The organism is Saccharopolyspora antiqui (assembly GCF_052246905.1).
GTDB lineage: Bacteria > Actinomycetota > Actinomycetes > Mycobacteriales > Pseudonocardiaceae > Saccharopolyspora.
In genome coordinates, this window is sequence record NZ_JBQQBO010000009.1 from 21,654 (window position 1) to 36,634 (window position 14,981).

At 65.2% G+C, this 14,981-nt stretch carries 12 protein-coding genes and 1 pseudogene; 7 read left to right on the plus strand and 6 right to left on the minus strand.

The window, feature by feature from the left end; all coding sequences use genetic code 11:
• Positions 1 to 14: 14 nt before the first annotated feature.
• The gene (locus ACTWQN_RS16340) at positions 15 to 923 is read left to right on the plus strand and encodes an SDR family NAD(P)-dependent oxidoreductase (protein ID WP_443204336.1); all 909 of its coding nucleotides are present in this window, start codon (positions 15 to 17) and stop codon (positions 921 to 923) included.
• Positions 924 to 1,299: 376 nt separating this feature from the next.
• Positions 1,300 to 2,697 carry an FAD-binding oxidoreductase gene (locus tag ACTWQN_RS16345; protein ID WP_443204337.1) on the plus strand — a complete coding sequence of 466 codons (1,398 nt, stop codon included), beginning with the start codon at positions 1,300 to 1,302 and terminating at the stop codon, positions 2,695 to 2,697.
• Between the two features lie 275 nt (positions 2,698 to 2,972).
• Here ACTWQN_RS16345 and ACTWQN_RS16350 read toward each other — a convergent pair whose 3' ends face one another.
• Genes ACTWQN_RS16350 through ACTWQN_RS16360 form a run of 3 tightly spaced genes read right to left on the minus strand, consistent with a single transcriptional unit; the run spans position 2,973 to position 6,172 of the window.
• The gene (locus tag ACTWQN_RS16350) at positions 2,973 to 5,291 is read right to left on the minus strand and encodes an ATP-binding protein (protein ID WP_443204338.1); all 2,319 of its coding nucleotides are present in this window, start codon (positions 5,289 to 5,291) and stop codon (positions 2,973 to 2,975) included.
• 13 nt (positions 5,292 to 5,304) lie between these two features.
• A complete protein-coding gene (locus tag ACTWQN_RS16355) occupies positions 5,305 to 5,880 on the minus strand; it encodes a DUF6879 family protein (RefSeq protein ID WP_443204339.1) in 576 nt (191 codons plus the stop codon).
• A gap of 22 nt (positions 5,881 to 5,902) precedes the next feature.
• Positions 5,903 to 6,172: a hypothetical protein gene (locus ACTWQN_RS16360; protein WP_443204340.1), complete on the minus strand. Its 270-nt coding sequence runs from the start codon at positions 6,170 to 6,172 to the stop codon at positions 5,903 to 5,905.
• A 399-nt stretch (positions 6,173 to 6,571) separates the two neighbouring features.
• Between ACTWQN_RS16360 and ACTWQN_RS16365 the strand changes: the two genes are divergently transcribed.
• The 5 genes and pseudogenes from ACTWQN_RS16365 to ACTWQN_RS16380 form a co-directional block, all read left to right on the plus strand.
• On the plus strand, positions 6,572 to 6,784 hold the full coding sequence (locus ACTWQN_RS16365) for a TraM recognition domain-containing protein (protein WP_443204341.1): 213 nt from the start codon (positions 6,572 to 6,574) through the stop codon (positions 6,782 to 6,784).
• A 341-nt stretch (positions 6,785 to 7,125) separates the two neighbouring features.
• Positions 7,126 to 7,857, plus strand: a complete 732-nt coding sequence (locus ACTWQN_RS16370) for a hypothetical protein (RefSeq protein ID WP_443204342.1) — start codon at positions 7,126 to 7,128, stop codon at positions 7,855 to 7,857.
• A gap of 529 nt (positions 7,858 to 8,386) precedes the next feature.
• A complete protein-coding gene (locus tag ACTWQN_RS38070; protein WP_504230366.1) occupies positions 8,387 to 8,548 on the plus strand; it encodes a hypothetical protein in 162 nt (53 codons plus the stop codon).
• Positions 8,481 to 9,011, plus strand: coding sequence for a hypothetical protein (locus ACTWQN_RS16375; protein WP_443204343.1), 531 nt, complete (start codon positions 8,481 to 8,483; stop codon positions 9,009 to 9,011). Before ACTWQN_RS38070 ends, ACTWQN_RS16375 begins: the two co-directional genes overlap by 68 nt.
• 188 nt (positions 9,012 to 9,199) lie before the next feature.
• Positions 9,200 to 9,525 (plus strand): annotated as a pseudogene (locus ACTWQN_RS16380) (sugar phosphate isomerase/epimerase); the annotation flags it as partial.
• A gap of 594 nt (positions 9,526 to 10,119) precedes the next feature.
• On the opposite strand, the gene ACTWQN_RS16385 reads toward ACTWQN_RS16380, so the two are convergent.
• The 3 genes from ACTWQN_RS16385 to ACTWQN_RS16395 form a co-directional block, all read right to left on the minus strand.
• Complete coding sequence (locus ACTWQN_RS16385) at positions 10,120 to 11,559, minus strand: NF041680 family putative transposase (protein ID WP_443204550.1); 1,440 nt, start codon at positions 11,557 to 11,559, stop codon at positions 10,120 to 10,122.
• 910 nt (positions 11,560 to 12,469) lie between these two features.
• A complete protein-coding gene (locus ACTWQN_RS16390; RefSeq protein ID WP_443204344.1) occupies positions 12,470 to 14,188 on the minus strand; it encodes a DEAD/DEAH box helicase family protein in 1,719 nt (572 codons plus the stop codon).
• 26 nt (positions 14,189 to 14,214) lie between these two features.
• Positions 14,215 to 14,967, minus strand: a complete 753-nt coding sequence (locus tag ACTWQN_RS16395) for a hypothetical protein (RefSeq protein WP_443204345.1) — start codon at positions 14,965 to 14,967, stop codon at positions 14,215 to 14,217.
• Between the last annotated feature and the right edge of the window lie 14 nt (positions 14,968 to 14,981).

Here is a 14,981-nt window from a genome sequence, read left to right on the forward strand (position 1 = left end):
GCGACAGGTAGCCGGTGTTGGACGGCGATGGGGTGGCGGGACAACCATCGATCTCGGTAAATACCACCTCGAAAGGCATGGGAATGACGAACGACACACCGGGCCGGGTCTGGCTGATTTCGGGTTGCTCGAGCGGGTTCGGCCGGGAGATCGTGCTGGCCGCGCTGGCTGCCGGCGACCGTGTGATGGCCACCGCACGCCGCCCGGAGACTCTCGCCGATCTTGCGCAGGCCGGGGGTGACCGGATCAGCACCGCGGCGATGGATGTCACGGACTCGACGTCCATCCGGGCCGCGGTCGAGGCGACGCTGGCCGTGTTCGGCCGCATCGACGTTCTGGTGAACAACGCCGGAATCAGCGTGATCGGTGCCGTCGAGGAAACCTCGGTCGAGCACCTGCGCAGCATGTTCGATGTCAACTACTTCGGTGCTGTGGAGCTGACCCAGGCCGTCCTCCCCGTGATGCGCGAGCAGGGGAACGGGACGATCGTGGTGATGAGCTCCCTCGGCGGCGTGATGACCTTCCCGGGTTTGAGCGGATACAACGCTACGAAGCACGCACTCGTGGCTCTGGGCGAGGCGCTGTCGCTTGAACTTGCGCAGCTGGGCGTTCGGGTCCTGGTGGTGGAACCGGGAATGTTCCGCACCCGGTTCAGCACCAGCCTGCAGTGGACCCCCGAGAACCCGGCCTACGACGCGACCTCGGGGGAGCTGCGGCGGATGGTCAAGGGCGTCGTGGGCCAGGAGCCGAACGACCCGGCGAAGGGCGCCGCGGCCATCCTCAAGGTGCTCGACGCCGAGAACCCGCCGCTGCACTTCCTGCTCGGGGAGGACGCGGTCGACGGGCTGCGCAACCACCACGAGTCCCTGCTGGCCGACGTCACCACCTGGGAGACGCTCAGCCGTTCGACAACGGTGTCCTGACCGTCGCGATCTCGTCGTGCGCAGCTGATCACCTCGTGATGGTCCGTTGCGATCATGCAAGAACCGCAGCTTGCTCGAGCATGTTCAGCAGGGCCGTGGCCTCACAGAAACGCGTTCGGACGAACGCAGATCCCAGCGGCGGGCGACGACCGCTGAAATACGAGTTGAGCTGCGCATGGCACCCTCGACCCCTGCGCGACCCCGGCGGTTCGTCACTCGGCGCGGCCGTATGATATGTCGGCTGACTGTTCTTCCGGCCGACAGTCGTTCCACCACGACTAGCCGCGTGTGGCACCGACCCCGATCGCAGCTCCGCCGCGCGACCCCAAGTCGTCGCACGGCCACGTCCCACCCAGCCGAACCACAAGGAGATGATGTGAACTCGCAGAGCGACTCCCCGGCCGTCGCCGACGACCTCGCCGACGCCCTCAAGGAGCTCGCCACCGCAGTCGCTGGGCCGGTCCTCGTAGCCGGCGATCCGGCCTACGAGGCCGAGCTGGCCGGCTACAACCTCGCCATCCGCCAGACACCGGCGGTCGTCGTCGGTGTGACGTCGGCGGACGACGTCACCGCAGCGGTGAGGTTCGCCGCGGGCCACGGTCTGCCGATCGCCGTTCAGGCCACGGGGCATGCTCCGATGCGACCGGCCGACGGCGCCGTGGTGATCAGCACCCATCGGATCCAGGACGTCCGGATCGACCCCCAGGCGCGGACGGCGCGCATCGGCGCCGGCGTACGGTGGAGCAGCGTCGTCGAGGCTGCTGCCGCCCACGGACTGGCTCCGCTCAGCGGCGCGGCGCCGTCCGTCGGCGCCGTCGGTTACATCACTGGTGGCGGCATCGGCCCGCTCGCGCGTTCCCACGGATACGCCGCGGACCACGTCCGCTCCTTCGAGATCGTCACCGCCGACGGAACGACACGGACGGCAGGCCCGGATGAGAACACCGATCTCTTCTGGGCCGTCCGCGGTGGCAAGGGCAATTTCGGGGTCGTCACCTCGATCGAGATCGACCTGTTCCCGGTGCGCACCCTGTACGGCGGCGGGATCTTCTTCCCCGGCGAGTCGGCGCGCGAGGTACTGACCGCGTACCGCGACTGGACCGCAACCGTGCCCGACGCGATGACCTCGTCCATCGCGCTGCTCCGGCTCCCGCAGGACCCGGATCTCCCGCCGCCCCTGCGGGGCAGGTTCGTCGTCCACCTGCGAGTCGCCTACAACGGCCCCGCCGCAGAGGGGCAGCAGATCGTGGAACCGCTGCGTCAGGCGGCTCCCGTCCTGATCGATACCGTCGCGGAGATGCCGTTCTCGGCGGCGGGCAGCATCCACAACGACCCGCCCGGCCCCATCCCGTTCTGGGACACTTCGACGCTCGTCACGGAGCTTTCGGCGGACGCCGTCGAGGCACTCCTGCAGGTCGCCGGACCGGGAGTCGAGAGCCTCACCACCGCGGTCGAGATCCGCCACCTCGGGGGCGCCCTCTCACGTGAACCGCGGCACGCCAACGCGGTCGAGAACCGCGATGCCGCCTTCCTCGTATACGCGTGCTCGATCGTTCCACCTGAGCTGGCAGCGGCAGCCGAGGCGGAACACACCGCGTTGGAGTCGGCGCTGGAGCCCTGGAAGACCGGGCACGTCCTGCTGAACTTCACCTCCAGCGACTCTCCCGAACACGTCGCGACCGCCTTCAGCACTGCGACGCACGTGCGCCTGCTCGAGTTGAAGGCTCGGTACGACCCGCACAACCTGTTCCGCTTCGCCGGACTGACCCGATGAAGCGATCGCACTGAGACGAGTGGTTCCACCGAAGCCAGCGGCCGACACTACGGCGCGCCGACTCGCGGCAGGCCCCGCCCCTTGAACTGGTCCCTGTGAGTTTTTTGGACGAGACACGCTCTTAATGGCCTGCCATTTCAGTAGATAGAGTCGGCCGGGGCTGCTTTTTCAGGTGTCCCGGCTTGTATCCAAACCTCTGCCTGTGGCCGCGTAGATGGTGACCAGTGTTAGGAAATGGACGGCGTTTCATCTGTCTACATGGTCCGGACTGGTGATCAGGTCGTGTCGCTGAGCCGGGCGCGCATGCGGCGAGCACGCGGATCGTGGAACCGGTCGAGCAGTTCAGCTGCCTCCTCCCGGCAGGTCTCGGCTTCGGTTGCCGCGTCGGTTGCGTCCAAGGCGGTGGCGAGGTGATCGAGTGCGACGGCCAGCTGCCACTGGTCGTCAAGTTCGCGGAAGGTTGCAGCCGCGATGCGGTGAAAGCTGGCCGCCTCGGCATATCGGTCCGCCTGCTGGTATGCCTCCCCGGTCGCGTCTAGCGCAGTGGCCTCTCGTGCTCTGTCGCCCAGACGGCGTTGCAGCATGGCGGCGCGCTGGAAGGTGACCATCGCTTCGGCCGCCTCGCCCAATTCCAGCCGCACTCGTCCGCGCTCGATCAACCAGAACGCCTCGCGGGCACGGTTGCTGGCCTCCTCGGCGATCGCCAGGGCACGCTCTATCGCCTGGCTCGCCTCGTCGAGGTTGCCAAGGCCCCGATGCGCTCGACTGATTCCGCGAAGGGCGTCGCCCTCGCTTTCCCGGTGCCCGAGTCTGCGATAGATCTCCAGTACCTGCCCGAGCACTTCCTCACCCTCGGCGAACCGCTCCAGCTCCAGCTCCACGTTGGCGATGTTGTTCAACGCGACGGCAGCCCAAAAGTCGTCGTCTAGTTCAGCGGCGATTGCTCGCGTGCGGTCGAACTGTGAACGCGCTCGGTCGAAGTCGCGGGCACGCAGGTGCGCCAAGCCGAGGCCGGTGGTTGAGCGAGCCTCGCCTCGACGGTCCCCGAGTTCCAGCCGGATAGCTAGCGCCGCTTCTTGGAATCTAATGCCCTCGGCGGGGTTCGCCGACTGAGTGTGCGCTATTCCCAGGTTTTCCAGCAGGTCCGCCTCGCCAGTCCGATCACCTGTCCGCCGCACCGCGCCCAGAGCCCTGGGAACGGTGGCGAACAGGTCGCCGAGGTGGTTTCGGTTGGTGTAGATCTCGCTCAGCAGCGCGGGCAGCCGCCAAGCGATCTCGTACATTGCCATTTCTTCAGCAACGGCCGACGCGGTCACAAAGTTCGGCCGCTCCTGCTCGTACCAGTCGCTGGCCTGCCGGTGGTCGGCGAATGTGGAGCTGTCCGATCCTTCGAGCGCGTTCATTGCCTCCTCGGCGGTCCGCAGGTACCACGTCAGCACCCGCTGTACAGCGGACTCCGCCGTGTCGGCGGTTTCCTCAACCCGAGCCTGGTCGGTGGCATACGCACGGAGCAAATCGTGAAATTCGTAGCGGTCGGGCTGGGGCTGTTCGAGCAGATGCGCACCGACCAGGTCATCGAGCAGCCGGCGGGTGCGGGCGAGCGGCAGCTCGGCCAGCGCAGCCGCCGCGGCCGAGCTGAACGCGACCCCGGGATGCAGGCCCAGCAACCGGAAGAGCCGGCTGGCGTCCTCGGGCAGGGCCCTGTAGGACCAAGCAAACACGGTGCGTACGGCATCGGACTCGTCGTCGGCATCGGCGGTCAGCGCATCCCACAACGCCGACTCGTCGCGTAATTCCGCGATGAGATCGCGCAATGGCGTACGTGGACGGCTGATCGCACGTTCGGCCGCGATCCGTAGAGCCAGCGGAAGTCGGGCACACAACCTGGCGAGCTCGGTGAGTTCGGCGGCCTCGTCGGGCAGGCGGTTCCCGGCGGTGATTCCGCGTAGCAACTTCACAGCTTCATGGTCGGGGAAAACCCCGAGGGTCACGCGGTAGGCGCCGTCCCGTGCCACCAGGCCGGATAGGCGGCTGCGGCTGGTCACCAGCACCAGGCATCCGGCGACACCGGGCAGTAACGGCCGAACCTGGCTCACTGAAGCTGCGTTGTCCAGCACGACCAGCACACGGCGGCCCGCCAGCAGCGAGCGGTACAGAGCGGCCCGGGACTCCAGGTCGACCGGAATGGACTCGGCGGCGACTCCCATCGAGCGCAAGAGCCGCTCCAGTGCCTGGTCAGCGGTGACCGGCGTGTCCGGGTCGTAACCGTGGAGGTTGACGTAGAGCTGTCCGTCGGGGAAGTGGTCAGCTACCTGGTGCGCCCAGTGGACCGCGAGCGAGGTCTTGCCCACTCCGGCTGTGCCAACCACCACGCAGGTGGCGATCGCGCCTTGGCCCCGGTCGGCCAGGATCACGTCGAGTCGCTCAAGTTCCTCCGTGCGGTTGACGAAACCCGGCACATCACCCGGAAGCTGGCGCGGTGGTGGTCCGCTGGTCCCGCTGGCGCCGTGGAAGTGCACACCTCCGCTGACGTCGCGAGCCTGCACGAAATCCTTGGCTGCTCCGAAAAAGTCGTTGCGCGCGTCGCCGCTCACGCCGCGCCCCGGCTCAGGCCGCGTTGGGTGGACGGAGACCCGCAACCTCGCGGTGGTAGAACGAGGTCAGCGGTTCGCCGCGTTCATAAAGAGTTTTCGCGAGATTCGCCCAGTGCTGCGCGATTGCAGGGTCGAGTGATCGGACAGCCCCAGCGAGCGTGCCCTCCTCGTCGTAACGGACCTCGTACACCACTGAGGTCCCCAGGACGAAGATCTCGGGCAACTCCGAATCGTGCTCGAACTCGGCCACCGCGTCCAGGCCGACCACATTGATCCGCCCGCCGCATTCCTGTCTGATTCGCAGCGCGTTGAGCTCCCAGATCACGTAAGAGCTTATCGGCAGCTCGACGACCCGGACCCGGCGCACCTCGACACCGCTGCGGGCGAGTCGGTCCTCGTACGCCTGGACTTCGGGACGCTCATGCTCCAGCAGTTCGAGGGCCCGGGACCACGCTCCGCCGTGGAATGCCTGCCAACTCTCGTCGTCGGGCTCGAGGAAGTGCTGGCGGCGCTCCAACTTCCAGCAACCTTCTCGGCCGGTGGCCCAGAACCGCTGCCCGAAGTCCTCGAAGTATTCGTCGACGGACAACCAGGCGCCGATAATTGCAGGCTCAAGCATCAGGGATGTCGGCCTTCGCGAACCGCAGCATTCGTCCGGGGATGATGACCAGTCGTTCGTCAGCTCCCACACTCACACCCTCCGGCAGTCGAGGGAGATAGTTGTCGGTGAGATCGCGGCCGATCACGGCGATGTCACCGTTGTCCAGTTCCCAGATGTCCGGGCATGACGGGTCGTGTTTGGTATCGCCGGTTTCGAGGGCCGACTTGCCGAGCCGCCGTTTGAAGGACGCTGCTGGGTCGGCTTCCCAGGGGCGTGGCATCTGTGCTCCTCTATTTGCTGGTCAGAGGCGTGGTTTTTCGGCTGCCTATGTTATCGACTCGGCACTGTGTGACTTGAGGTCTTAGGATCTTTCACTCGGACGGACTCCATCCCCGGTTGTGTCCAGTCGGCCTCGGCCAGACCGGGCCGAGGACGCGCCCACGTCCGCAGGCATTGTTGGTCGAACTAGGGCGGTAGCAGCGCCGAGTTGGTCAGTTTTCGCCGCCCTCGGCGTCCTTCGCGACTCCGTGCGCCACGGCAGCGGACACCTACCGTGTCGGACGTACCTGTCGTACGGGGAGCAGCGTTTGTTGGCACGGCATCATTGAGCCCGCGTTCTGACCACCGCTTAGAAGCTGTCTCTGTACCCGGCCCGACGCTGGATCCTCCTACCACCGCCGTGCTCGACGAGCTTTACGACGCCATCCCAGTGCCAAGACTGCCCGCGATCGTGGCCAGCTCCGCTGGTCGTGGTGAGCTCGTCCACTGGGCCGCGCAGTCAGTGGCGCATCTCGAAGAGCTTTACCAGCAGGCGGGACGGCGACAACTGCTGGACAACACGATCACACTCACCATCTTCGTTGGGATGAAGGATCAGCGCACGCCGGAGTAGTTTTCCGTGCTCCTTTAGCACGATTACCGGCCGAGTCACCCGGAGGCGTTTCAATCTCAATTCCAGTCTGGGCAGACATCCCAGGTTTCTCCGTCCCAGCGGCCGCAGGTAGCCACGAGTGGTCCGTCGGCTAGCGCTTCTCATACGCCTGACCAAAAGCCTGAAAACACCCTGGCCCCGATGTTTCTTCCAGATTGGACGGGTCAGTGGTGATCCCTACCTGCAATAGGCAGGACGTAGATAATGATCACGGCATCGCTAAGGCGAGATGGTGGACGCGGGCACCCGCCTTCGTGCTCGAGGTTACAGTCATTGCCGGCTTGGTTTACTACTTTGGTTGGGTGCGTACCCAGGCGACTTACTCAATTCTTGGTATCAATATTAGCCTTCTTGAATTCTCAACCCTAGAGTATCTTCAGCGTGGGGCTAACCCTGTATTACTTCCTCTGGTGGGATTTGGGATCATAACCTTCATGCTTAGTTGGCTGCACCGCAGTCTGGCGCCTAAGCTGCACAACAAACTGCCCAAGATTTTCCTACCGTTGATCCGGGGAGGAGGTTGTGTTGGCTTGGTGCTGACTATAGTCGGTTTGATCGCGCATTCATCGATTAGCCCGCCGCTAGAGTTCTGGCTTCCGGTGTCCTTGATGGTGGGAGCTGCCTTGCTGGCATATTCCGACTACCTGTCTTCGCGATCCACGGATGAGAGCGGGTTCGGCGTACGGGTGTCGGCTCTCGTCGCGCTTGTGGTTGTTGGCGCATTGTGGATCATCACGCTCCACGCGCAGCTAATCGGCGAGCGCTATGCACTCGACTTTGAGGCAAGCCTGTCGAGTCAGCCGAAGGTTGCGCTCTACAGCGTTGACCGGCTGGCTATAGCCGGGCCCGGGGTAAGGGTCGATCAGATTACACAGGAGGGCTCTCGGTTCCACTTTCGCTATGAGGGCCTGCGAATGCTCATCCGCACCGGTGACAAGTACATCTTTGCTCCGGAAGGGTGGGCGCTCGGGCGTGACGCCCTCTTCATGGTTCCGACGGATGACACGCGCATCGATCTGATAGCGCGGCTTTGAACTGGAAAATCCATTCTGAGCTGATGTTAGGTCGCTTCGACTCAGAGAGCCCGGCCCAGCAAGCGCTGATGAGCATGTTCGGTCCGCAATCCCAACGCGAAGCGCTCCGGGTCCGCCACCGCGCCCTGACTGCGATGCGCAGCCCAGACCCATGACCAAGGCCGCTACCTCAGTGGTCGTCCGCCATACGGGTATCAACTCATCGACGCCGGCCCGCACCCCAACCTCAACCACGCCCACAGCGCACCATATGCGATGGATGTCCGAGCAACGCCTCCAAGCGCGAGCCTCGCCCACATCGCCCGCTGCCTCAATGATTGCGATGCACCGCGCCCATCGACTGGATTCCCGGCGGCCCGCTCATCCGGAGATCGTGAATGTGGAGGATTTCACCCAAGCGCAGCTTCTTCGCCGTTCCAAGGGGGCGGGCGGGCTGCGCACCGCTCGCAAGGCTGAGCGCAGTGGCCGTCCCACGAAACGGACGTACCTGTTTCGTGGTCGCATCCGGTGCGGGGTGTGCACGCGAAAGATGGAGGGGAGTCCCCGCGCGCACGGCATGTACTACCGCTGCCCGGCCCGTACCCTCGCCCCCGGTTCGCCAGCTCTTGCCGAGCATCCGCGCCGTGTATCTCCGCGAGGATCTGATCAGGGACGAGATCAACGGGTGGCTCGGTGGTCTGTTCGCCCCTGAGACCGTCGCGGCCTTGGTCGCGACGCAGAACACGCCCAGCGCCACATCAGGCACGCTGGAGACAGCTAAGAAGCGGCTCGCCGACGCGCGGCTGCGCCGTTTCCAAGCTGCGATCGGGGCGGGTGTTGATCCGGAGGCGCTGACTGAGGCGATCAACGAGGCTCAAGCCGAGCGCGCCGCTGCTCGCGCCGAACTGGAGAACAGGCCACCGTCCAACGTGCTCACCGATGCTGAGATCTACGCCATGATTGATTCACTCGGCGACGTCGGCGCAGCCCTGTCGAGCGCCAAACCGGACCGACTCGCCAACCTCTACCAGGCCGTTGACCTGCAAGTACGCTACGAACCCGCCGAGCGGGCCGCCGATATAAAAATTCACCCGGTGAGCCGGGTGAATAGTGTGCGTGTCCGAGGGGGGAGTTGTGCGCTAACTACACGGCTCCGCCTTCCCGACATCGGGTGAGGTCGAGAGCGTTTTTTGCTGTCCCGCGTGTCCCGCCTACGTCCCGTCCGGGACACCTCGGTGGGACAGGTGGATTTGCTTTGTGACCTGCGAAATCGGTTAGGAACCTGGCGCGGGACGAGGCATTGCCAGGTGTCCCACCTTGCCCGGAACCCCGCGCCGTGTAAAACAGAACTCGGCGTTGGGACAAGGACGCCCGGCTCCGGCCACTCAACGGCCGCGCCGGGGCGCTCGGTTCACACGTGCTGTTGGCCGATCCGCGACGAGGGTGGGATTTCGTCTCCACTGGACACCGTGACGTGCCGCGGAGGCCGCGTTCCGCGCCCTGCGCGCCGTCGGCTACAGCGGCCCGATCTCGGTCGGATGGGAAGACGCCTGCATGGAGCGCCTCCAGGGCGCCGCCCAAGCCGTCAGATTCGTACGGCCTTTGTTGTGGAAGCGTCCGACCGCCCGTTTCGACGCCGCCTTCAGCCGCTGCTCCGAGCGGCGTGATCGTCCACTCGGACCGCGGTAGCCAGTTCCGGGGAAGAAAGACTGACACCTATTGCGCCCGCACGGGCTGATCGGCTCGATGGGCCGCGTCGGCGCGTGTGGCTGGGCGGCCCCTTTCCGCTGTGCGTGGGCTGGATTCCGCCTGATGTGACGATGAGCCCAGTGGCCTTCGCCCAGTACTCTGAGTGATCCGACACCGAATCGGGGACGCAGCAGCTTGTATGGGCCGGACGCGACCTTGCACGTGGCCGACTGGGCGCCAGTGGTCTCCGTGCAGCAGGGAGCGTGGCAGCCGTCCGTGTTCTCTGGAATGCGTCGTACGCCCTGCGGCGCGACCGTGGGAGGGGATCTATGTCGGGCACCGATCAAGGTACTGCACGGGACTCCACTCCTTCTCCACGACGCTTACCGCTGCAGGACACGCCGACCAGTGCGGTGCGCTCGGCCAAGACGTCACCATGGTTGCGTGGCTCCGCAGGTACCTTGTTGATTCAGTGCAGCCCTGCTGAAGTCCAAGATGCGTCTGCACTTGTGGCCGGCAGATCTCGGGCGGGGCTCGTGTTAACCGGCCCCGGTTCCGACGCCCTGCCGGCTGCTCGTGCTCTTAGCTTGAGTTTTAGCCTGTGCGGCTTTGGTGTTGTTGGAGGTTGAGGTCGCGTTTGACGGTTTTGCCGACGTTGTGGCGGGTGGCGGGGTGTTTGTTGCGGGAGCGGGGTGGGCGTCCGGGGCCGGGTCGGGAGGGTTTTGGTGCGGCTGTGGGGTGGCTGGTGTTCGGGTGGAGGTTACGAAATCCTCGTCGGACGCGGGCGGGGGTCAACTGGCGGGGCTCGGTGACCGGTTTTTCCCAGGGCCGTCGGAGATCCTCGGTGATGGGGCGTGCGAGGCGGAGCTGAGTGTGCGCGGCAATGACCAGCCAGGTCCAGCGGTCGGCTGATTCGGGTGTCCGCAGTTTTGGGCGGGTCCATCCCAGGGTCTGCTTGAACAGGCGGAAGGTGTGTTCGAGATCGAACCGGCGCAGGAATGCCTGCCAGAGCAGATCGATAAGTTGCGCGTCGGCGCCGGTGGCCGAGGACCACAGCCACACCGGTGTGGGGTCGCACTCGCCGGGCAGGTGTTCAACGGTCAGCCGGATGACACTGCCCTCGACGATGGGGAGTTCGCCGTGGTGGTCCAGCCACGAACCTCGGCGGGTCAGACGCGGATGCAGCCGGTCCCAGGCCAGTGCTTCGGCGTGCCCGTAGCGCTCGGTGTCGGTGCCGGTGGTGTGGTCGGGGGCATGCCAACTGTCGGGGTCGGCCAGGGTGAACACCCCGCCGTGCTTGCGTGGGCGCCCGGGGGTGCCGGGCGGCCGGGGCGGCGCGGGTCGCAGCATGACGCGGTCGGAACGGATCCGGCCTATTACCTCGACGGGCAGATCGTCGAGCACGAAGGCCAGCCGGGTCACGTCGTAGCCGGCATCCATCACGATCAGCATGCTCGGATCGCCCGCGTGCCACTGTCCGGTCTCGATGATCCGGCTCACGACATCGCGCAGTTGGGTGGCGGTGACCGCGGTGGCATCGTCGGCGGGCCCCAGCCGCACCGCGTCCAGGACCGCCGTCCACGATGTGCGCCCGGTTTCCAACGCGGCGACGAACGAATAGGGCCAGCCCGGGATGAACTGCGGGGCACCACGCGAGCGGCCGTAAACATGGCAGAACAACCGGTCGGGGCTACAGGGCGCGTCCGGGCGCAGCCATGGCGAGACGTCCACCGCCAGCACGATCCGCCCATCCGCGGCGCGGGGAACTGGCAATCCCGCCAGTGCCCTCCGCAGCCGGTCCACCTCGATACGGCCGTGGTTGACCGCATCGTACAAAGCGCCGTGCCCACGCCGGTGCTGAGCAGTCAGCGACAGCTCAGCCAGGCCGGTAACCGGTCCATCGCTGCATAACACCGCATCGGTCAGCTCGAACAACGTATCCGCCCGCCCGGTCAGACACGCGTAAAACCGCTGACGGAACCCGGACAACTCCCCGAGCGCACCAACTCGGCCCGGGTCAGGCACACTGATCATCGAAGCCCTTGGTTGTGATCTTCCATCTGTCGCAAGAGGAATGATCAACCAAGGGCTTCATCCATGATCAACCAGGGCCACACCACAGCAACACCCGGTTAAAACTCAAGCTCAGATCATGAGCGCGATCGACTGCGGGGCCATCTGCACGTTCTCGGGGCTGAACGCGAGGTGCTGCTGCAGCAATACGAGGTGGCCACGCCGATCTTCGACCACGACGACCGTCGCCAGTCGTATGAACGGATCGCAGGCCTTTCGGACGAGCTGTAGTGAGCGGAGCCTTGTGCGACGCGCTGGCCGGGCGACTGCGCAGCGGATCGGTCGAGATCGGTAGGGCGTACATCTTGCGAGCGGCTCGGTTCAAGCTAGGCCGTGAAGAGGCGCTCGCGACCGTGTTTGTGCAGGGCAAGGGGTCTTTACTGATCCGTTGTCCGGGCTGGGCGGCGATATCTCGGTCTTCGTTGCTGGGGCGCTCGAAACCGGCTAAGGTTTCGCAGGTCACCGACGCCTGAGACGACTGCGGTCGACACAACCTCGCCCGCTTGCGAGCATAGAAACCGGTGTTGGTGCCGCTGGTGTCTTCGCTGGGGATCGGTGGGTCGACACAACCTCGCCCGCTTGCGGGCATAGAAACAGTCAATACCCCGTGTTCACCGCCTCACCAGAGGAACAGTCGACACAACCTCGCCCGCTTGCGGGCATAGAAACCGCGGTGCCGCTAGTGCCGGGTCATCATGTCTACCTCGAAGTAGGTGGGATCTCGCCCGCGCGCGGGTGCCGGGGCGGTTGATCGGCTCCGGTTCGTTCCCTGTGGTCGGCACGAACTCGCATGTCTGCGGGTAGTCGAACCGGCGTTCCGCCCTGCGCTGTGGAGCGCAGCGCAGGGCAAAACGCCGATCTCGGGCCGATCTCAGCCGGAGTTGCCGTGGCTCTCGCCGTCCAGACGGATGCCGACAGCCAATCGGGCTGCGTAGGTCGTGGGGATCAGTACGATCTCGCAAACTGAGGTCGCGTTCTCGTGTTCCATAGTGGACACTGACTGCTCCAGATCGAGCACGTCGATCCCGCGTAGGTGCGGGTCGTCGATTCCGACGAGGTCGTAGCGGTCCGAGCGGGTGGTTTCCGGTGCGGCACCGCGCACTTCTGGCTCGGTCTCGTCGGTGAGCGGAAAAGTATCGCGAATAATGTCGGCGAACGCCTCGCGGATCACGGGATGGTCCGGGATGAGGATTTTCGCTGGCAGATGCTTTCCAGTGTCGCGTTCGGTTGGGGTCAGGCGCATCGCACGCGCCATCATCTGGGCCACGAACAGCGGTGCCACGATGTTCGAGGCGTACGCGATCGTGGAGATTTGCGAACAGTCGAAGCCCTCCGTGACCATGCGAACGGTGACGATCCCGCAGGACTGCGGTTCGTCACGGGCGGTCCGGAGATTGGTGAGAGCATCAGGCTCGTCGTAGACGACCAAGCGCGCGAAGTCGGTACCCGTGGCCTTGTTCAGTGCGCGTGCGGCGTGACGTGCCACGACGACCGTTGGTGCGACGAAGAGCAGCTTCAGGTACTCCGCGTGATCGAGCGCCTCGATTTGCTCGTTGAGCAGCCGCACGGCTTCGGCTGCGAAACGGTCGATCCATTCCGGCGACTCCAGCACCTGTGAGAGCAGTGCGGTGCGTTCATGCTCTTCCAGGTCGGCGATCTGCTTGCGGGGTACCGGACAACTGCTGGACAGGTCGAGGTACTCGGCTCGTCCGCCGTAGCGATAGAGATCGGGTGCGCGAAGTTCGGTGCCGACGAGCTCGCGTGTAGGCACGGCCCAGTCGGTGAGGGCCTGAAGCTTGGGCGTGCCGTCGACGGTCACGCGTTCGTACCGAACGGTCGAGATGCGGCGGCGCGGATCGGAACGGAAAAGGGTTCCGGTCATGTTGAGCACAGCGCCCGCGCGAACCTCGCCCGCCGCGACATCGCCGACCATGCACCGCACAGCGTTTCCCCACGATGCCTCGTCGGCGACGTGATGCACTTCGTCGAAGACAAGCAGGGTTGTTCGCTGTCGCATCCGGGTCGCGTGCACGCGCGCGTAGGTGGGCAGAGATTGGTATGTGACGATCACGCCGACCAATCCGTCGGCCTCGAGTGCACCGTCCGTCGGGTGCGGGTCGAGGTGAATTGCGAGCTGGGCGAGTTCTGATCGCCACTGCCTGACCAGCGCGGTGCTGGGCACGACGACCACAATGCGTTCGATGAGCCCTGCGTCGAACAGGAGGCGCAACAGCAGGGCGGCGAAGATCGTCTTGCCTGCGCCAGGGGTGGCCTGGAGCGTGGCGGTGCCGTGCCGGAAGATTCGGTCGGCGATCACGGGTAGTGCGTCAGCCTGCCAGGGCCGGAGAGTGAGGCCGGCGATCGGGTCCGCGTCGTGGTTGCCGAGTCCGAGGTTGCAGCTCGGGCACCAGGCCTCCAGGTTCCGGAGGGTGGTGGCGCCGCCGTGCGAATGGGCGATGAGATGTGCTGCGTGATAGTCGGGCCCGAGTTGCGCGCCGCACCGCTGGCACTGGCCACCTGCGTCTTCGAACAGGTGTGCGCGTTGCTGCGGGTCGGCGCGGCGCTTCGGGTCACGTCCATAGCTGGCCATGGTCTTTTCCTTCTTGATGTGCGGATTCAGTCGGTGTTGCTGTCGGTTTCGCGGGAGGTGTCATCGGGCTCGTTGCCGGGGTGGGCCTCGCGGTAGCTGTGGATGCTGTCGATGATTCCGAAGACGAATTTCCGGTCTTCCTCGGTGAGTTTCAGTGGATCGATCTCGACGCCGAGGCTGAGTTTCCCCGCCCCTTCGGCGAGGGTGACGATCTCAGTAGGACGCGACGTTGACTCGGGTGCGCTCGCCTGTTTCGGGACTCGCGGAGCGCGGGAGCGCCTCGGCCGCGATGGCGCGGTTTGCCTGCTGATCTTGTCGGCGTTGCGTTCCCAGTTCTTGCTCACCTGGATTCCGGCGAACTTGGCCGCCTGCATGAAGAATCGGATCGCCTTGCGCCGGGTTTCACCGCTCTGGCCGAAGGATTCGCGCCAGAGGTCAAGAAGTTGTTGCGCAGTGGCGTTGAGGCCAAGCTCAAAGACCGGTGCGTAGTGCTCCTGCACAAGCCGTTCGACCACGGTTGGGCGCGCGTCTTGGTTGTAAACGATGTCGTGAAGCAGTTGGGTTGGAACATCGTTTGAATCGATGAGTCCCGTTTGCCGGAACAGGGCGAGATAGTTCGACTGCACAGTCCCGGGCATCCAGTGCAGGTAACTTCGGTCGATGACCGACGGGAGCGCCTCGTCGTCGGCCATTCGATCGAGACTGGACATGAACACCCCGAAGGTGAGGTTGTAAGGCGGGACGAAAGTGCTTGTGGTGGCGTCGTTGTTCGTGGTCATGATCCTTTCCTTTC